The sequence below is a fragment of the Micromonospora echinofusca genome (assembly GCF_017614955.1).
Classification (GTDB): Bacteria; Actinomycetota; Actinomycetes; order Mycobacteriales; family Micromonosporaceae; genus Micromonospora; species Micromonospora echinofusca_A.
In genome coordinates this window covers 18,181-36,990 of record NZ_WVUH01000017.1, presented here as the reverse complement: position 1 = coordinate 36,990, position 18,810 = coordinate 18,181, and the positions used below count along the sequence as shown (strand labels likewise).

General features: G+C 68.1%; 18 protein-coding genes and 1 pseudogene. 3 read left to right on the top strand and 16 right to left on the bottom strand.

The window, feature by feature from the left end:
- Nucleotides 1-399: 399 nt before the first annotated feature.
- From GSF22_RS04205 to GSF22_RS36100, 6 genes and pseudogenes are all read right to left on the bottom strand, one after another.
- Complete coding sequence (locus tag GSF22_RS04205; protein ID WP_208811394.1) at nt 400-633, bottom strand: hypothetical protein; 234 nt, start codon at nt 631-633, stop codon at nt 400-402.
- On the bottom strand, nt 570-920 hold the full coding sequence (locus GSF22_RS35945) for a hypothetical protein (RefSeq protein WP_368856894.1): 351 nt from the start codon (nt 918-920) through the stop codon (nt 570-572). Before GSF22_RS35945 ends, GSF22_RS04205 begins: the two co-directional genes overlap by 64 nt.
- 37 nt (nt 921-957) lie before the next feature.
- Nucleotides 958-1,350: pseudogene (locus GSF22_RS04195) on the bottom strand (ankyrin repeat domain-containing protein); the annotation flags it as partial.
- A gap of 229 nt (nt 1,351-1,579) precedes the next feature.
- Entirely contained in the window at nt 1,580-2,662 is a 1,083-nt protein-coding gene (locus GSF22_RS04190; RefSeq protein WP_208811392.1) for a PIN domain-containing protein, read from the bottom strand.
- A 5-nt stretch (nt 2,663-2,667) separates the two neighbouring features.
- Nucleotides 2,668-2,814, bottom strand: a complete 147-nt coding sequence (locus GSF22_RS04185; RefSeq protein WP_208811391.1) for a hypothetical protein — start codon at nt 2,812-2,814, stop codon at nt 2,668-2,670.
- A 797-nt stretch (nt 2,815-3,611) separates the two neighbouring features.
- Complete coding sequence (locus GSF22_RS36100; RefSeq protein WP_439957738.1) at nt 3,612-4,337, bottom strand: hypothetical protein; 726 nt, start codon at nt 4,335-4,337, stop codon at nt 3,612-3,614.
- 212 nt (nt 4,338-4,549) lie between these two features.
- Between GSF22_RS36100 and GSF22_RS04170 the strand changes: the two genes are divergently transcribed.
- Nucleotides 4,550-5,614, top strand: coding sequence for a glycosyltransferase (locus GSF22_RS04170; RefSeq protein ID WP_208811389.1), 1,065 nt, complete (start codon nt 4,550-4,552; stop codon nt 5,612-5,614).
- Nucleotides 5,615-6,099: 485 nt separating this feature from the next.
- Nucleotides 6,100-7,017: a hypothetical protein gene (locus tag GSF22_RS04165; protein WP_208811388.1), complete on the top strand. Its 918-nt coding sequence runs from the start codon at nt 6,100-6,102 to the stop codon at nt 7,015-7,017.
- Nucleotides 7,018-7,257: 240 nt separating this feature from the next.
- On the opposite strand, the gene GSF22_RS04160 is transcribed toward GSF22_RS04165, so the two are convergent.
- Nucleotides 7,258-7,677: a hypothetical protein gene (locus GSF22_RS04160; RefSeq protein WP_208811387.1), complete on the bottom strand. Its 420-nt coding sequence runs from the start codon at nt 7,675-7,677 to the stop codon at nt 7,258-7,260.
- An 88-nt stretch (nt 7,678-7,765) separates the two neighbouring features.
- On the opposite strand from GSF22_RS04160, the gene GSF22_RS04155 reads away from it, so the two are divergent.
- On the top strand, nt 7,766-8,464 hold the full coding sequence (locus GSF22_RS04155) for a calcium-binding protein (RefSeq protein WP_307803707.1): 699 nt from the start codon (nt 7,766-7,768) through the stop codon (nt 8,462-8,464).
- Nucleotides 8,465-8,693: 229 nt separating this feature from the next.
- Here the strand turns inward: GSF22_RS04155 and GSF22_RS04150 are convergent, their stop codons facing one another.
- From GSF22_RS04150 to GSF22_RS04110, 9 genes are all read right to left on the bottom strand, one after another.
- A complete protein-coding gene (locus GSF22_RS04150) occupies nt 8,694-9,452 on the bottom strand; it encodes an SDR family NAD(P)-dependent oxidoreductase (protein WP_208811386.1) in 759 nt (252 codons plus the stop codon).
- A gap of 216 nt (nt 9,453-9,668) precedes the next feature.
- Nucleotides 9,669-10,922 (bottom strand): M20 family metallopeptidase, encoded by a 1,254-nt coding sequence (locus GSF22_RS04145; protein ID WP_208811385.1) that lies wholly within the window; start codon nt 10,920-10,922, stop codon nt 9,669-9,671.
- Nucleotides 10,907-11,890: a Gfo/Idh/MocA family protein gene (locus tag GSF22_RS04140; RefSeq protein ID WP_208811384.1), complete on the bottom strand. Its 984-nt coding sequence runs from the start codon at nt 11,888-11,890 to the stop codon at nt 10,907-10,909. Before GSF22_RS04140 ends, GSF22_RS04145 begins: the two co-directional genes overlap by 16 nt.
- A complete protein-coding gene (locus tag GSF22_RS04135) occupies nt 11,883-12,839 on the bottom strand; it encodes a DUF4432 family protein (protein WP_208811383.1) in 957 nt (318 codons plus the stop codon). The genes GSF22_RS04140 and GSF22_RS04135 overlap by 8 nt, the downstream gene beginning before the upstream one ends.
- A gap of 29 nt (nt 12,840-12,868) precedes the next feature.
- On the bottom strand, nt 12,869-14,305 hold the full coding sequence (locus GSF22_RS04130; protein WP_208811382.1) for an amidohydrolase family protein: 1,437 nt from the start codon (nt 14,303-14,305) through the stop codon (nt 12,869-12,871).
- The gene (locus GSF22_RS04125) at nt 14,302-15,477 is read right to left on the bottom strand and encodes an aminotransferase class V-fold PLP-dependent enzyme (protein ID WP_208811381.1); all 1,176 of its coding nucleotides are present in this window, start codon (nt 15,475-15,477) and stop codon (nt 14,302-14,304) included. The genes GSF22_RS04130 and GSF22_RS04125 overlap by 4 nt, the downstream gene beginning before the upstream one ends.
- Nucleotides 15,478-15,500: 23 nt before the next feature.
- Nucleotides 15,501-16,376: a carbohydrate ABC transporter permease gene (locus GSF22_RS04120; RefSeq protein WP_208811380.1), complete on the bottom strand. Its 876-nt coding sequence runs from the start codon at nt 16,374-16,376 to the stop codon at nt 15,501-15,503.
- Nucleotides 16,373-17,269 (bottom strand): carbohydrate ABC transporter permease, encoded by an 897-nt coding sequence (locus tag GSF22_RS04115; protein WP_208811379.1) that lies wholly within the window; start codon nt 17,267-17,269, stop codon nt 16,373-16,375. The genes GSF22_RS04120 and GSF22_RS04115 overlap by 4 nt, the downstream gene beginning before the upstream one ends.
- Before the next feature lie 76 nt (nt 17,270-17,345).
- The gene (locus tag GSF22_RS04110) at nt 17,346-18,683 is read right to left on the bottom strand and encodes an ABC transporter substrate-binding protein (RefSeq protein WP_208811378.1); all 1,338 of its coding nucleotides are present in this window, start codon (nt 18,681-18,683) and stop codon (nt 17,346-17,348) included.
- Nucleotides 18,684-18,810: the final 127 nt, after the last annotated feature.

The window sequence follows — 18,810 nt, the reverse complement described above, 5'->3', positions numbered from 1 at the left end:
GCCGCGGCCAGCCGGCACCTGCGTCGTCGGCAGAACCAGCCAGCCACGGTGAAAGCCTTCTTCGGTAAGCCTGAAGTCCGCTACGCCGCCGGATGACCACGGCATATTTGCCCTACGGGTCAATAACGACGAGATGAGCGCCATCTACCCGGCCCAGCTCCCCAGCCTCCGTAACGACGAGTTGTGAGCGAGGGTGCCGCTTGTCATCGACGCGGCAAGGAGCAACAGCCGGGGCAGCATCCCCGAGCATGGGCCGACGCAAACTCATCGGGCAGATCCGGACACCACTGTCCCCACTTGCAGTGACTTAACGTAGTCGACGGACACTCGCGACCTTCCCATATGACGCACTTACGTCAATGGATGCTTTGTACTTCGTGGCGTACGCGGCTCTGCAGTTCAAGGCGTACGCCGACACCGCTGCCCCTCCAGTGCCTCGCTCCGGATGGTCGCCCACTCCCCGATCGCCTTCTTTGCCACCGGACTGAACTCGTGCGTGGTGGGCTCTGCGAACAGCAGCCGTTCCAGTTCCTCCGACGACCCGCGTTCCGCCAACAGCCACCCACGCGTCAACCAGGCCGCCGACTTGAGGAACTCGGGAGCGTCCCCAAGGAGCGTGTTCCGGTCCAGCAAGGGAAGGAGCTGAGGCACAACATCGTCCAACCGGCGCCGCACCTGCTCCGACACCTCGGCTGCGCTCGCCTCATCGGTGATCCGCCACTGCTCTCCACGAGAGAAGCCGGTGAACCCGATCCTGCGCCGCCAGGTGCCGTCCACATGCCCGGGCAGCGCCGTGGCGGGGAGATCGTACTGATGACGGTCCCGTTCCCACTTGGTGCCACCACCAGCGCCACGTTGATGTAGAAGATCTTCTCCACCTTCGTCGAGTGGTCAGACGTCTGCAACTCGACGACGAGCACATCGCCTGCCGGCGAGAACCGACGAAAGATCGCCTTGTCACGCTCGAAGCCGTAACCGGCGGGGGTCGCTGATGAGGCGAACGCCAGTCGGAACGACCCGTACGACGGTGCGAGCGATCGTCACGTCGTCCAGGCCGACGTGACGCTCCCCCAGCATGAACTGGACGTTCTGGCGCTGCCAACCTCGAGCCAGTCGCAGCGCGGTCATGCCATCGGCGCTCACGGTATCGATGGTGGCGCCGGCCAACAGAAGGGCCGCGATGACCCGCTTTTCGTTGCGCTCGACCGCGTGCATCAACGCTGTCCGCCCCCGTGCGTCGGGGGCATCCGCATCGGCGCCGGCCTGCAGAAGCACGTCCACCGCGGCGTAATCGCCGCGCCGGGCGGCCACGACGATCGCCGGTGTCGCATCGGAACGCTGTTGGTTGACGTCCGCACCGTGCGAGGAGAAGGCGCAGCACTGCCGGTGCGACGGGTTTCATCACCGCGGTGATAAGAGGTGCCTCCTCCCTCGGGCCCAGGGTCGCCCCTGCTTCCAGCAGGACCCGTAGCGGTTGCCAGCCGGCGGCATAGCGGACCACACCGCTGGTCAGCGCCTGCGCGCCGAGAGCGCGTGGGCGCTCGGTGGCTGGGTGCGGAAACGCCCGGCGACTACCCGATCAGGACGGGCGGGCGGTGAGCAGGTAGTCGTCGGCCTCCGGACTCCACCGGAGGTCGACCACACCACCCGTGGCGGCGGCCTTGCAGAACTGCAGGAAACCCCGGTAGCCGAGCTTCTTCTCGCTGAAGTCGGGCCGGGCCCGGCGGAGCTGGTTCTTGAGGCCGGAGAGCGCCACCTCTCCCCCGCCGCTGCCCAGCTCCAGCACCACCACGCGGAGCAGCCCGAACGCCGCCTCCCGGTCGCCGTGCTCAGGCAGCGAGACCTCCGGGTCACCCTTCGCCGGGCCGGTCGCGAGTTCCACGATGCTCCGCTGCGCGAGGTGCCGCAGGAGTTCCCCGAAGGTACGGAACCCGTAGTCGGACTCGCTGAAGGTCGGATCCTTGCGCAGCAGGGTGCGTTTGAGCGTCGAGGCGGTCACCGTACCGCCCGAGCTGCCCTCCAGGCCCGCCACGGTCTGTGCCACCAGGACCGCGACACTGTCCACGTCCCGGGGAGCGGCGGTCTCCTCCGATTCCACCGGAGGCTCCGGCTCCGGCGCGGGCCGCTGCGTCTCCGGGCCGGTCGTCCGCGCCGGGCGGCCCCGGCGGGCGCGCGTCGGCGGGGCGTCGACCCCCTCCAACCGGTCGTAGTAGAGGAACTCGTCGCAGGCGGGCGGCAGCAACGCCGACGTGGACTTCTCGACACCGACGCCGATCACCCGCTTGTTGAGCTCGCGCAGCTTGTGCACCAGCGGCGTGAAGTCGCTGTCCCCGGTGCAGATCACGAAGGTCGAGATGTACGTCCGCTCGAAGGCCAGCTCCACCGCGTCGACGGCCATCTTGATGTCGGCCGCGTTCTTCCGGGCCGCGCCCATGCGCTGGGGGATCTCGATGAGCTCGACGTGCGACCGGGTGAGCATCCGCCGGTCCTCGTCGAAGAACGACCAGTCGGCGTACGCCCGCCGGACCACCACCCGCCCCCGCTCGGCGAGCGCGTCGGCCACCGGGCGCAGGTCGAACACCATTCCGCCGAGGTGCTCCCGGGCACCCAGCGCGAGGTTCTCGTAGTCGAGGAAGAGGGCGATCCGGTCTTCGGCGTCCACGCAGGTCAGCCTACGCCCGACACCGGTTCCTCTCGCACCTGCGCACCGCTGGCGGTCAGTGCGGGTCCCGGCCGACGGATCCGGGCGTCCGCGTCGTCGGGCACCTCGACTCGGGTGCCGAACTGGTCGGAGGCGCGGACGACCTGCTCCATCGGCCCCATCCCGGCGATGAGTTGGGCTCAGAAGTCGAGGCCCAGCCGCTCGTCCTGGCAGGTACCAGGTGTGCGCGAAAACGTCGGCCGTGTAGAACCGGTCGATCGCTGTGCAGCGGCAGGCCGCCGGTGTGCGGGGTGGTGAACTCCGGATGCGCTGAGACCGGATCGTCCAGCACGGCCGGCATTCCCGTCGCGTTGAGCCTCCCAGGCCGCGACCGGGTCGGAGTCCACCGACGGTTCGCGGGGCAGTTCGACACGCGGGCCGGAGGCGAGGAAGCCGGGAAGCCATCCGGTCAGGTGGTGTACGACGTCGCGGGCGGTCCAACCGGTGACCGGGGACGGCACGTCCCAGAACCGGGTGCCGTGGACCCGGTCGCCGAACACTCGGTGGCCTGCCGGGGCCGCCGGACGGGGCGGTCAGAGAACGCCATCAGCGAGCATCCGGTCGAGCGTGGCCTAACCCTCGTCGACACCGACCTCCATGCCGCTGCGCAGCCGGACGTGGCCGAGCACTGGCCCGCATTCCGGTAGCCACCACGCCCTAGGAGTAACTACGAACTTCGTGTCAGAGCCCGCCACGTCCCGTACGGAGGCCAGGTCGCCGCCGGGTGCAGGGAACGCCGAGCCACCCTCGGGTCGGCGGTGGTGGACCGGGCGGAGGCAGTCTGCTCGTGGAGGGCGGTCAGGGCCAGGAGGGCGCGGGCCCGGTCGGCGCCCAGAGGCCTCACCGCCGAGTTACCGCGCCAGGTTGGGGGCCCGGAGAACGCAACCGGACCCCCAACCAAGCCTGAGAACTACTGCGATGGTGTCGGAGTCGTTTGCTGGACCCAGTCTTCGTTGCAGACAAACGTCGTTCCTGGCACATCGCAGTGGGTTTGCCAGACCTCGCCCGTGGTGGTCAGCACCTTGACCCAAGCGTCGTTGCCCTGAGAGGAGATGGCGACACCACAAACCGTAGCCCCCGGATAGCCGTCATTGTTACTCAGGTCGAGCCAGGTGTAGGCGCCCTCTGTCGGCTGGAGATCCCGCCGCCCCGCGTACGTCACTCCATCCGAGACTACGGCGCTGAACTCCTCGGCATTTGACGGCGCGTAACTGTCGATATCGGCGCACGGTCCGGCAGGTCCCACCGGACCGGTCGGACCAGCGGGGCCTGCCGGGCCAGTCGGACCAGCAGGACCTGTCGGTCCAGCGGGACCTGTCGGGCCCGCCGGACCGGTCGGGCCCGGAATGCCACCCTTGTGCAGCCACCACCGCTTGTGATGCTTCTGATAGCCCTCGTCCTCGGACCAGTCCTCGTAGTCTCCGGACCAGTCCTCGTAGTCTGCGGACCAGCCGCTCTCGTCAGCACGTGTCATCGCGCTCAGGTCGTCTACCCGAGGGCTGGCCGCTGCAGCTCCGCCTGTGACCGCCACGCCGGCGATTGCGAACGCGAGTGATGCCAGGGCGCCACCGGTCACCCACCGACCGCGCCCCATGAGGGGACCCAACCTCGAACTCGTGCAAGGGTTCCGGTTCATTCGATCTTCCTCTCTCGGTGCGTCAGGAAGCCCGGAAGGATTCCGGGAGTCCCTTACCTCGTGCAGCTCCACCCTATTGACCTAAAGGCGAGTATCACCCGCGTTCATGCAACTGGTACCTGTAAGGGTGATATGCGCCGTTCGGCCATCGTCGTACCGCAGGGTCCGTCCTACCGTGGGGGACAAGCCGCAGGCGCCGAGGAGGTGAGGGCATGAAGCCGTCCATCTGCCTGTGCATGATCGTGAAAAATGAGGCGAAGGTTATCGAACGCTGCCTCAGATCCGTACGTGACCTGGTGGACACCTGGGTCATTTCCGACACCGGCTCGACCGACGGGACGCAGCGGCTCATTCGATCCGCACTGGGCTCTATCCCTGGTGAGCTGCACGAGGAGCCGTGGGTGGACTTCGGCCACAACCGGAGCCTGAACATCTCACACGCTCGCGGTCGCGCCGACTACCTGCTCCTTCTCGACGCCGACCTCGTCGTCCGCCAGGATGGACCCCTGTCAATATTGACCGCTGACGCCTACATGCTGCGACACGAGGGTCCTGTCGAGTACCGCGTGAAGCGCCTCGTCCGTGGTGATTTCCCATGGCGGTACGAGGGAGTCACTCACGAATATCTGACCTGTGACACGTCGGACCGTCAAGAGAACATGGACGCCCTCGTGATCGAGGATCATGCCGACGGCGGGTCTCGCCATGACAAGTTCGAACGTGACGCGAAACTGCTCAGCGCCGAACTGGAACGCGATCCCAACAACCCGAGAAGTGTTTTCTACCTCGCTCAGACCATGCGCGACATGGGCTGCGTCAGTGAGGCGATCAGGCTTTACGAGCGTCGAGCGCAGATGGGCGGCTGGGTCGAAGAGGTCTACTACGCATTGCTTCAGTCTGGAGTGCTCAGAGCAGAGAGCAACGACTGGCCGGGTGCGATGGACGCTCTCACTCGCGCGTGGGAGGTACGTCCACAACGCCTCGAGGCATGCTATGAACTGTGCTCGCGATTGCGACGAAGGGGCCGCTACCACGCCGCGTACGCGGTGGCACGTGCTGGCCTAGACCGACCGGCGCCGGACGACCTGTTGTTTGTCAGCCCATGGGTGTATCGCTGGGGCATTCTGTTCGAATATTCGATCGCAGCCTACTGGGTCGGCGAGGTGGACGAATCCCTCCGGGCCTGTGATCGTCTTCTCGCCCTGCCGGATCTCCCCGCCCCCTATCGCAGACAGGCCGTCGCCAATCGCGCATACGCCGTCCCCACACCCTCATAGTATCGGTGTCGCTGAGATGTTCTCGGCAGCGTACGAGAGTTGGTTGACAACTCGTTCCGACCAGGCTGACGTGACCGCTGTCCTCCACACGCCACAGCCCCGAACCCTGGGATCCGGCAGGATCCACGCCATCCAGCGCCGTGACCACGAACGTCGACGGTGTCGGGGTCAGCCTGCGCGGGCAACTGGTTGGCCCCAGCGTCGTTGGCGTTCGCCGCAGGCACGGGCGCGTTCGGCTCCGACCCTGCCGGCTTCCATCCCATTGATCTACGGCGGATCCTGCAAACGGTCACGCCGACATAGGCCGGCATCACCGTCACACACGTGGCGCTACCGATTCGCGGGCATCTGCGTGAGTCCCGTCGGCGCGTTGACCGCTCAATCAGCGCCCCATAGCCTGCACACGACGAACTCGCGGGCAACGGGGCCCAGGTCGTCAGGAGCCTGGGGAGGACACCATGCGAATCGGTAGACGACTGACGACAGTGGTCGCCTCGGTGATCGGCCTTCTGGTCCTGTCTGTACAGGCAGCTCAAGCTGCCTACTACAACACGTACACCGACATCGCCAGCACACCCGACACGAGCTGCTGCACCGGGGTACAGGGCTTCGCCGCCGGAACCACCTACCTCTACTCGATCAAGAACCACACCAACTACGACGACGTCTCCGTCATCTACCGCGTCCACAAGACCACGGGTGAGCGGGTAGTGATGACCAACGGCACCAACGGCGGGTCGACCAACACCTGGCTCGGGCACGGCAACGACATGACGATCGTCGACATCGACGGTCAGCACCACATGTTCATCGTCACCATGAACACGAGCGGCGCGCAGCTCGTGAGGCTCCGCTACGACGGCACCACGTACTACCACGCCGGCTCGTACCAGGTGCGTCTCAACGGGGCCGTTTCGACGCCCTCCGGGATCAGTCGAGTCTCGGTGACCAGCACTGCGATCACGTTCATGTTCAAAAGCGGGAGGACGATCTACAACGGCAGCCTCCCGCTGCGCGCCTCCTCCGGGACCATCGACCTGACAAGAGCGTTCGACCTGCAGGTCGACGGCGCCCTCGTCAACGGCTCCCCGGTGCCGGACCTCGGGACGTTCGCCAACCAGGGGTTCTTCTACGACGCGGCCAAGAAGGTTCTCTACTACCCGCTGACCAAGGACAACCGCAGCATCGTGCTTGTCTACCGGAACGTCTCGCCGACGACGACGGGGACCGCCCCCGCAGCCACCGACCTCTCCTTCCGCATCACGTCCTCGGCATACTCGACCAAGTTCGAGATCGAGGGTGTCGGAATCAGCGACGGCAAGCTGTACTTCAACACGAACCGGGCGAACTCGAGCGGCGCCTACGACGGCGTCCACGTGTTCAACGGCTACGTCGCGGCCTGATGTGACCTCCTGGTAGAGCCGCTCGGCCGGCGGCGAGCGCGGCAGCGCGATCGTCGAGTGATACGCCCTGTTGACTGTCGCAGGACGGTCCGTGTTTCTCTGCTCCGGTCGAATCCCGTGGCATACCGGTCGGCTCCCGTCGTCGGTGCTGTGGCGCGGAACGATCGCTCGCTCATGTCACCTGCACCGTCAGATCGCCCCCGACCGTCGGTCGGGGGCGATCTGACGGTGCAGGTCAGGTCAGAAGATGGCCGGACAGCTGTTCCACGCGCCGCCGACCTTCACCCGGACCGCGAAGCCGCCGTTGCCCGGGCCGGCGTGGAACCTGAGCACCCCGCCGGAGTGCCGGGCGACCAGGTCCTTCCTGCCGTCGCGGTTGAGGTCGCCGATCGGCGGTACCGCCTTGCAGCTGGGCCAGCCGGTGAGGACCTTGACGCGGGAGCCAAGGAAGCCCTTGCCGTCGCCGACATGGCGGCACATGACACCGGTCTTGTCGATACCGGGCAGGTCGTCGTGCCACTCGACGATCCGCAGCCACTGCAGGGCTACGGCTGCTTCCTCCCCAGAACCCTTTGCGTTGCAACCGGTTCGCAATGCGTACCAGCACGTCGTATCGTCTTCCGGCAGTTTCTTGTGCAGCGGAAGTGCACCCGGGAGCACTACGGCGCATTGCCGACTATCCAACGGTGACGCCGTGGCGACGCTGCTACGGTAGGGCGGACCTGGTTCTTCCTCTTTGGAGATGCTCGTGCCACGCTCGCGATGCCTGTCCGGAATGGGCCTGACCCTGCTCACCACGGTCTGCTTCGGCGTCGTGCTGGCCGCGCCCGCCGAGGCCGCCACCAACGGCACCGCCTGGGCGGAGGTCAACATCGATGCCCCCGACACGGTGGCGTTCACGGCCGGCATCGGGCGGGAGAACAACGTCGTCGTCAGTGGCGGCGGCGGCATGATCACCATCGACGACGCTTTCCCGATCACCCCCGGCCCGGGTTGTCAGCAGGTCCCCGGCGATCCGACCCGGGTGAACTGCTACGTCCTCGACCTGGAGCCATACATTGAGGTCGACACGTTGGGCTGGAACGACTCCATCACGAACAACGCGCCCGGCCAGTTGTCCGCCGACGGTGGCGCCGGGAACGACATCGTCAACGGCGGAATCGGCAACGACCACCTGATCGGCGGTGACGGCGCCGACAAGCTCTGGGGCCACGGCGGCGACGACTGGGGGTCGGGCGACGCCGGAAACGACCGGGTGTCCGGCGGCGAGGGCAACGACACTCTCTTCGGCGGCGCCGACGACGACCTCATGTACGGCAGCTATGGCGACGACACCCTCGATGCCGGCCCCGGCAACGACCGACTGGACGGCGGCCCGAACGACACCGCAGCCGGTGACCTCTGCCTGGGCAAGGACACCGACGTGAAGGCAGGCTGCGAACGCTGACTGCGTGCCGGTGGCCGCTGGGGCCACTGTTTTCGGCTGCCCTCGGCCGGTGCCGGGTGGTTGCTGTGGTGGGTCAGCCGCCACCACCGCGCGTCTGGCCTGACTGTGAGGCTGGCTGGTCGGTCCGTGGGTGGTGGGCTGATGTCGGCAGCAGTGGACGCGACTCCTGATCCGACTGGCTTCCCGCACTAACCACCTGAACAGTCCGGGTACCGCCACGTCACGCTGATCAGTTCGCGGGCCGGACAGGCAGGCGGAGACTCCGGGCGCCGCCGTCGACGGACAGGACCGTACCGGTGGTCGACGCGGAGCGTGGGCTCGCCAGGTAGCAGATCGCCTCGGCCACTTCCAACGCGCTGACCAACCGGCCGATGGGTTGGCGGGCGCCCAGAGCGGCGAGTTCGGCGACCGGATCGGCCGCCCCAGCCAGCAGACGCTGGACCCAGGGCGTGTCCGCGGTGCCGGGAGCCACGCAGTTGACCCGGATACCCTCATGGACGTGGTCGGCGGCCATCGCCAGGGTGAGTGAGAGCAGGGCACCCTTGGTCGCGCTGTAGAGCGCCCGCTGCGGCAGGCCGATCATGGCCGCCATCGACGAGGTGACGACCATCGACGCTGCTGGGGAGCGGCGCAGGGCCGGCAGGCTGGCCTGGGCTACGCGGACCACGCCGAGCAGGTTGACGTCGAGGACGCGCCGCCACTCGTCGAGGTCGTTGGTTTCGACCGCGCCCTGGGCGCCGATGCCGGCGTTGTTGATCACGACATCGAGTCGGCCCAACTCCCGTTCGGCCGTCGCGACCGCCGCAGGGACCCCCGCGTCGTCGGTCACGTCGCACTCCAGTGCGAGAAACTCCGGGCCGATGCCGTCGACGTGGAGATCAAGCACCGCGACTCGGGCGCCCCGTTCAGACAGCAGCCCTGCGGTGGCGAGCCCAATCCCGGAAGCTCCGCCGGTCACGATGGCAGTCAGGCCATCGAACTCCTTCATCTCTGTTTCTCCTTTTCATTGCTGCACCCTGTGAGCGGACCGTGGGGCATGCGGACTCCTTCAGCGGCGCCGGTACCGGATCGGTTGCGAACTCACCGCCGCCGCACCGCAACCAGGCGCCGTTCGTAGGTGGCGACCTCCCGACCCGGCCCGGGAACCGGTCTTCGCCCGGGTAGCCGGTGGCGAAGAAGTGGACGTGGGCGTCGGCGAGGAGGCTCACCGCGCGACGCCGCAGTAGCTGAGCACGATGTGCGCGTAGATTTTGGCGGCCTCGTGGATCGCCTCTCGGGTCACGAACTCGTTGGGGCCATGGGCATACGTCAGGATGCCGGGGCCGAGCGAGGGCAGGGTCGGCACACCGGCCCCCTCGAACCAGGGCGCATCCGTCGTGCCGGGAAAACTCGACAGCGGGACGTCGGTACCCAGCACGGCACGGGTGGCCGCGACGGCGGACACGGCCAGTGGATGGTCCGCAGCCAGAGAGGCACTCGGTATCCAGCTCAGCACGTCGTCGTACTCGATGGAGACCTGCGCCGGGCCGGCGCTGGTCATCCGGTGCGCCCAGCCGTCGAGGAAGGCGCGGACCTCGCCCTCCGACACGCCCGGCACGATGCGTAGGTCGCAGCCGAAGGCCGCCTCGCCCGGTACGACGCCGTAGAAGACACCGCCGCTGGTGGTGACCGCGATGTTGGCGGTCGGGCGAAGGCCGTCGCGTGGCTGTGAGATGGGCGCCGCAGCGAAATCGTCACGTAACTGCAGGATCAGCCGCGCCATCTCGATGTTCGCGTTCACCGACGGCATGCGGTCCGAGAGGCTGCTGTGCATCTGGGTACCGCGCACCCGGACCTTGAAGCAGCACAGGCCGCGGGAGACGAGATGGACTCCCTCCCAGTCCCGGGTCCAGCCCGACGGCTCGCCGATCAGCGCCGCATCGACGTCGGCGGCGATCCGTGGGGCGAGGAACTTGGCACCGAAGGTGGCCCCGGCTTCTTCGTCGGCGACCAGCGCCAGCAGCACGTCGCCCGCGAGTTCTATGCCGCACGCCCGGATCGCCGCGACGGCCGTGATCATCGCGCCGACGCTGGCCTTCATGTCGGTGATGCCGAGGCCGTAGACCCGGTCGCCGGTGATGGTGGCGGCGAGCGGCTCGGATCGCCAGATGTCGCGGGCGTCCCCGACGGGCTTGGTGTCGATGTGGCCGCAGAGCAGCAGCCGTCTGCCGCCGGGCGCACCGGGAATCCGTACGAGAAGGTTGGGTCGTTCGGGGACGAGGGCGTGGGTCTCGGCCTCGGGCATCCCGAGGCGGTGGAGCGCCGAGGAGAGGAAGGCGCAGATCGCGCGTTCGTCACCGAAGGGCGGAATCTGGCTGTTGATGGAGACCATCTCGAAGACGAGCGCCTCCAAATCGGCACGCCGCCGGTCCAGTTCAGCCTCGACCGTGGCGAACGCCTTCGTCACTGCTTCGTCCATGACGGCACCTCCAGGACATCGATGGGCGTACCGCCGGCCGTGCCGGATGCGACGATCGCGTCGGCGACAGCTACGGCGTGGGCGGCGGCGGCGAACGTCACGAGTGGCTCGACATCGTCGCGCAGCCACCGCAGGAAGTGGCTGATCTCGGCGTCCAGGCCGGGCGTGTCGGTCGGCGGCGCGACGGCCCACGGCCGCTCGCGGGACTGCCCGTACAGCACCGCACCCGTGGAGTCGACCCGCAGCCGGGCCACCCCCTCCTGCCCGTAGACCTCCAACTCGTCCTCGGCACCGGCACCGTCGGGCAGCAGCCAGGACACCCGGATCGAGCTTGCGATGCCCGACGCGGAGAGCAGGTGCGCCTGGACCAGGCTCGTCGGCTCTCCGTCGACCGAGGCGACGACCCGCCGGATCGGAGAGCCGGTCAGCCAGGTGACGAGGTCGATGTCGTGGATGCCGGTCATCCGCGCCGGGTGGACGTCGGCGTAGAGCCGCTGGTGGTCGCGGGTCCGGCTTCTGCCGGCCGCGACGCCCCGCACGGCGCCGATGCGCCCTGATGCGATCTCGGTTCGCAACCGCTGGTGCAGCGGCGCGAAGCGCAGCACGTGCCCCGGCAGGATGCGGGACCGGGCGGCATCGGGCAGCGTCGCCAGCTCTGCGGCCGTCGTCGCGATCGGTTTTTCCAGGAGCACCTTGCATCCGCGCAGCGTCGCCTCGCGCGCCAACTCCACGTGTGACGCGGCGGACGTGACGACGGAGACGCCGTCGATCGGCACCGCGTCGAGGAGTTCCACTGCGTCGGTGAAGGAGGCGGGAACGTCGAACTCCTCGGCTGTCCGGTGCGCGAGGTCCGGATCGCGATCGGCGACCGCAGCGATCCGCGCACCGGCCCGCACGTAGGCCTGAAGGTGCGCCCGCCCGAAAGCGCCGAGACCGATCACGGCGACCGTGGGCATGCGATCAGCCATCGAGTGCCCCCGTCCTGATCGCGGACACCATCGTGACCGCGTCCGCGGCGTCCAGCGCACCGAACTCGACGGTGCACGTGAACTTCTCCCCTGGCCCCAGCCGTCGCACGTTTCCCTTCCCGGTCTCTCGCTCCACACCCTCGGCCTCCGCCGTCGCGGGTAGGGCCAAGCCCAACGCGTCCTGGTCGCCGTCGCGCACGAGCCAGCGCAGGGCATGGTCGAGTTCGGCGGGGCGGTGCCGGACGAAGTCGGCCCCGCCGTCAGGGTGCACCTGCAGCGCGTGCGCCCAGCCGTGCGCGTCCGCCGTGGGGTGTCGGGTGGTGACCCGCTCGGGATCGACCGGCCGGCCGGGTTCGATCGTCTCGGTCCCCACGGAGTCGATCAGCCGCGCACCGTCGACGGGGGCGAAGTTGACGTGGGCGAGATACATCAGCGGCATCGGGCGGTGGCCGATGTTGCGGACGCACATCCGCGCGGTGAGTCGACCACTGCCCTCACGTACGGTCAGCCGGGGCGTGGCGAGGTAGCGGTTGCCGAACGCGGTGGCATGCTCGTAGCTGCCGGTGAGGGTGAGGAACCTGCCCTGCGCGTCCGATCCGGCCTCGAGCCGTGGCCGACGGTATGGCGCGTTCGGTAGCTCCCCGTGCTGGGGGTGGTGGTCCCCGGGGCCGGGGTTGCCCATGGCCAGCGCCCCGCAGTGGATGAACAACGCCCCGTAGGTGCCCAGGTACTCCTGGGTGGGTCGTGGCTCGTCGAACATGGACCGCATGGTCAGCTCCCGCCCGCCGAACCTGGCCCGCCATACCTGCTGTCCCTGGAACGGCAGCAACTCCAGCTCCATACTGCGGTGCCGGATGGTGAGGCCACACACCCCACTGCCGTAGCGGAAGGTCGCTGCCGACAGGTCGCCGTGGCGTACCACGGTCTGCGCGGCCCTCTCGAAGGTCACCGGCTCGAGCTCGATCCCGACCACGCTCGTCACCGGGACCGCCGGGTCGGGGTGTTGGGGGTGACGGTACGGTCCATCCGCCGCAGCAGCGCTCGTGACGCCGCGCGAACCTCCCGGTACAGCTCCCGCTCGGCGACGCGGCGGAAGGCCCCGTGTTCCAGCACCACGGTCCCGCCGACGATGACGGTGTCCACGGACTTCGCACCCGAGGCGTAGATGAGGTTGCGCGTCATGTCGGTGGTGGGGACGAGTTCCGGCCGGTCCAGCGTGTGGATCACGATGTCGGCCTTCTTGCCCACCTCCAGCGAGCCGATCCGGTCGGCCATCCCCACCGCCCGCGCGGCCCCACGGGTGGCCATGTACAGGCCGTCCTCGGCGGTGAGGTAGGTCCGGCTCCGGTGGGCCTCGCGGGCGCCGAACACGGCCAACATGATCTGGCGGAACAGGTCCAGGCTGTTCGACCAGTTCGGCGAGTCGGACCCGAGAGCGAGGTGGCCGCCACGTCGCCACAGTTCGGCGTGGCGGCCGTGCAGGGTGCTGCCATGGCCCCACATCATCGACGCGGCCGGAGCCCAGGCGATGTTGACTCCGGAGTCGAGAACGACCTCGACCTCCGCGTCGGTCAGGTGGTTCACGTGCGCGAGCGTGACCGCGCCGTCGAGCAGCCCGAGTTCGTGCAGCCGGACCAGCGGGTCGGTGCCGAACCGGACGCGGTCCGCCGCGGTGTCGGCCGGGCTGTAGGACTGGTGCATGTTGAGGACGACGCCGGCGGCTGACGCGACCCGCTTCGCCTCGACCAGCAGCTGTTCGCTGGCGGTGCCGAGGCCCAGCACGGCCACGTGCCCCCGGACGAGGCCGTCCCTGTCGTTGCGGGACAGTTGCGTACCCAGACCCGCCAGCGCTTCGTCCCGTGACTGCGGCGTGCGCGCGAGCACCGGCCGTCGGTGCGCCTGGTCCTCGGTCGTACCCATCGCGAAGCCGTGTGGCTGGTCCCAGATGAACGTGTCCCCGAGCAGCGCCCTGATCCCGACGTGCTCCGCCGCCGCCGCCGCACTGTCCGGCGCGAGGATCGTCCCCGCTTCGAGGAAGCACGTCGTGCCGTTACGGATCATCTCCACCCCGGCCAGGGCGACCGACAGGTACTCGTCCTCGTCGCGCACCTGGTTGTAGAAGACGCTCTCGAAACTGTCGAACGTCTCGTCCTCCGGCATCTGGTCCGGCAGCGCACCACGGAACAGTTGGTACGAGGCGTGGAGATGGGCCTCGATGAGCCCCGGGTGGACGGGTCCGCCGCCGGCGTCGATCTCCGTGGTCGCCGTGTACTGTGCCGCCACGTCCCGGTCGGCGCCCACCGCGACGATGGTGTCGCCGACCACCGCCACGGCACCGTCCTCGATCTGGGTGCGGTCGTCGTCCATGGTGATGACATGGCCGTGCCGCACCACGAGGTCCGCGACTGCGCTCATGACACACCCGCTCCACCGCGACGACGCGGGTCGGACGGCACCGGTCCCCGCATCGAGTCCAGCGCGACCAGCAGGCGGTCGACGTCCCGGTCGCCGTTGAACAGGTGCAGCGAGAACCGCAGCCTGCCGTCCCCGCCCCAGCAGTGCACGTCCCGGCCGGCGAGCTCGCCGGCCAGCTCGGCGCCGTGCTGCGCCCTGACGCTGACGTTGCCGGCCCGGTGCGCGTCGTCGGTCGAGGTCAGTAGCTCCCATCCGCGCTCGGAGAGTTCGTCGACCAGTCGGCCGGTGAGGGCGAGTACGTGCTCCTCCACCTCCTCGGGCGGGAACTGCAGGAGCCAGGCCAGCGACGCGTCGAGGCTGTAGATGCTGGGGTACGACGGCAGGCCGACCTCGAAGCGGCGCGCCGTGGAGTGCAGTTCGTAGCGTTCCAGGCGATCGTCGGTGAATATCTCCCCCACCGAGCGCCAGCCCACGGCCGAGGGCTCGGGCAGGGGCCGGCGGGCCGTGTTCCACACGAGGATGCCGAGGCCGTGGCCGCCGAGCAGCCACTTGTACGAGCTGCTGATCACCACGTCGACCTGGTTGCCGGGAACTCGGACGACGCCGAGCGACTGCGTCGCGTCGACCAGGGTCAGCGCGCCCACCGCCTCGGCCGCCGCGGTGATCGCGGTCAGGTCGTGCCGCCAACCGGAGAGGTAGCTGACGTGGCTGACCCCGACCACCTTCGTCCGGTCGTCGATCAGGTCGGTGATCGAACTGGCCGGCACGTCACCGCCGATCGCCGGCGCCACCCGGACATCGACCCCCCGGGAGGCCCAACGCAGCCAGGGTTGCACCATCGACGGGTACTCCATCGCGTTCAGCACGATGTTGTCGCCGGGCACCAGCGGGACGCTTCCGACCACGAGGTTGATCGCCTCGCTGGCGTTGGACAGCAGCGCGACCGACTCCGGCCCGAGTCCGAGCAGCGTGGCGATCCGCCGCCGCAGCCTCTCCTCCACCTCGGCGTGCGCGGCGCGGCCCGCCTCGGCGAGCCCACGGTTGCTCAGGTACGCCTGAGCTGCCGCCTGCTGCCGGGCCAGCGGTGGACCTTCGGCACCCGTGTACAGCCAGACCTTCCCGTCGAGTTCCGGGATGTCGCCGGGCGGGCTGAGCGGCGCTCTGGGAGTCAATGCCTGTCGCTTTCCCGAACCTGTCATCGGAACCCGCCGAGCGAGATCCCCTTGTTGATGGACCGGTGGAACACGATGTACACCACGATGATCGGGACGGTGGCCATCGCCAGGCCCGCGAACATCGGGCCGAGGTTGCTGACGAAACGCCCCTGGAAGGACAGCAGTCCGAGGGGGATCGTCTGGGCGTCGGACGAGTGCAGCAGTACCAGACCGATCTGCGTCTCGCCCCAGACCCAGATCAGGTTGAGCAGCCCGACCGCGCCGAGTGGCCCGGTGGACAACGGCAACACCATCCGGAAGAAGGTCTCGACGTGTCCCAGCCCGTCCATGGCGGCGGCTTCGCGGATGTCCTCCGGGAAGTCCAGGAAGAACGCGTGCAGCACCAGGACCGTGGTCGGCAGGCACAGCAGTCCGTAGAGAACGCCGACCGCGCTCGGGCTGTTCAGGGTGCCGAGCAGGTTGAAGGCCTGGAAGAAGGGGATCAGCAGGGCGATGGTGGGAACGGTGGTCGCGATCAGCGGCACGAGCATGGCCCGACGCCGCCACTTCGGGGGCAACGTCGCGGTGAAGTACGCCGCCAGGGAGCCCAGTGCGGTCGACACGGCCAGTGCGACCACCGCGACGAGCACCGAGTTGCGGGTGTACAGGCCGAAGCCTGCGGTACCGGACGGGCCGGCCCACGCGTCGGGGAAGTTGCGGGGAACCCAGTCCCCGGAGAATCCGAGGGGGTCGTTGTAGATGCTCGCCATCGACCGCAGCGACAGCAGGATGATCTGCACGAACGGAACGACGATCAGCAGCGTCCAGACGATCTTGAGCAGCCACGACGCGCCCGCACCGGCGCTGCTCGGGAGCTTCAGTGAGCGCTTCGGTGAAGACTTCGGTGAGGGCTTCATGCGGCGCTCCGGTTGGCGAAGCGCAGCCCGACCAGCCCGATCGCCACCAGTATCACGCTGGTCAGCACGCCGAGCGCCGCCGCCTCGCCGAATTCGAAGTTCTGAAACGCGTCGATGTAGAGGCGTACGGGCAGGGTGTTCGTCGCCTCTGCGGGGCCGCCCTTGGTCATGGCCCACACCGTCGTGAACGAGTTGAAGTTCCAGATGAGTTCGAGCACGGTCACCATCGCGAGAACAGGCCGGATCAGCGGCAACGTGATGTGGTACGCCTGGCGGGCGGCCCCGGCGCCGTCGAGTTGGGCGGCCTCGTAGATCTCCGGGGCGATCCGCTCGATCGCGCCCACGACGAGCAGGAAGGGAAACGCGACGCCTGCCCAGATGGTGACCGCGACGACGACGTAGATCGCGTGACGGGGCGACGCCAACCAGGCGTGCGTGTTGCCGAGTCCGACCTTGCCGAGCAGGCCGTTCACCGCCCCGGACACCGGCTGGAGGGCGAACGCCCAGAACACCGCGACCGCTGCGCCCGGCGCGATCGCGGGGAGGAACCAGACGATCCGCAGCACCGTGGCGAGGCGCCCCCGCCGTACCGACATCGCGGTGACGGTGGCGAGGACGACGATGCCGACCGCGGACAGCAGCGTGTAGAGAACGGTGATTCGGATCGAGGAGTAGAAGGTGGGATCGCTGAACAGCGCGTCGTAGTTCCTCAGGCCGACCGGTTGGGCCTCACCGACGCCGAACCAGGTCGTGAACGAGAGCCTGATCGTGCCGACGAACGGCACCAGAAACACGACGACGATGCCGACCAGGGCCGGAAGGCTGAGCATCAGGGCCAGGGGCCAGGGGACCTTGGCGGTCGTACCGCGCCGGCGGAACGCATGAGGGGTCACAGTCCACAGCAGCTTTCTGGGATGGACCGCCGGTGGCCATTGCTGACGACCGGCGGTATCTGCGGTACGCACAGGGTCAGGAACTTGACCTGAGCTCGTCCCGTATGCCGTTCAACGCCTTACCGATCTCCGCAGCGGTCATCTTGCCGGTGAACAGCTTCTCGATGTACGGATCGGTTGTTCCCAGCTTGGCGGGGACGATCGAAGCCCACCCGTCGCGGGTCCCGTTCGCGGCGCCGTAGCTGAGCAGAGCCATCTCGTTCGCGGGCTTTCCCTCGGTCAGCAACGAGGTGGGCAGGTCGATGGCGGGTGCGGCACCGCCGCTCCACTTGATCGCCTTGGCCTGGTTCTCCTTGCTCATCAACAGCTTGAGGAACTCCTTCGCGATGGCGGGGTTCTTCGCCTTCTTCGGGATGGCCAGGGTGTTGCCCGCGTAGTTCACCGGGAGCGTCTTGACACCGGGGTTGATCGGCGGAAGGAACAGGAAGTCCAGGTCCAGGTCCGTCTTGCTCGTCTTCTTCGCGCCGGTCGGTGAGAGGTCGTGACCCATGAGCATCCCGGCCTTACCGGAGGCGAACAACGCGTTGGTCGTCGGTGAGTCCATCCCCAGGGTCCCGTCCTGGAAGACCTTGTTGTCGTACATCTCCTTGAGCCGGTCGAGCACCGCGGTGAACGACGGGTCGGTGTAGTCGACCGTGACCGGGACCTTCGAGTTGAAGTTGCTGACGAAGTTCGTCAACTGCTCCGACGTCGCCGAGGTCGGCAGCAGGCTGTCCAGAATCCACGTCAGGTGGTAGTTCGATGCGCCGCCGGCCGCCAGCGGCTGGTATCCGCCGGCACGAAGGGCGTTGGTGATCGTCAACAGGTCGGCCATCGACGCGATCTGGTGATCGGCCGGGACCGTGATGTTGAGCTTGGAGAAGATCGCCTTGTTGTACCAGACGACGCCGTAGAGGGTACGGCTGTAGGAGACGACGTACGGGCGGCCGTCGTCGGCCTTGAGCGAGTTCGCCAGGCCCTTGCCGTACCCGTTCTCCAGGTCGTTGGCCGCCCACACGTCGTCGAGCGGGATCAACTGCTGGGCCTTGAGCAGGGTCCGGTAAGGCGGCAGGTTGGTCGGTATGTCCGCTACATCCGGAGCAGCGTCGGAGGTGACGACCTGCAGGTTGGTCGAACTCTCCTGCTCCCCGGTCAGTTCGTCGTACCTGATCTGCAGACCGGGCAGTTGCTGCTGCAGCTGCGCGCCGACCTCCTTGAAGACGGGAAGGAAGTACGCGCTGCCCTGCACGACGAGGGTCTTGCCGGCGCCGCTGAGCGGCTCCGATGGGTCTTCGGTGCCGCCGTTGTTGCACGCGGTCAGTACCAGCGACGCCGCGAGCCCGGCGACGCCAGCGAGGTAGGAGCGTCTCTTCAAAGGTCTGTCTCCTCTTGAGGCTTGTGTGACAGCAGTTGAGCTCCTCAGGCGCCCTGGATACGAACCTTGCCCCGCGTCATGACCGTAAGCTCGGTTGCTGAGTACGCAGAACATAATGCTCCCGGGT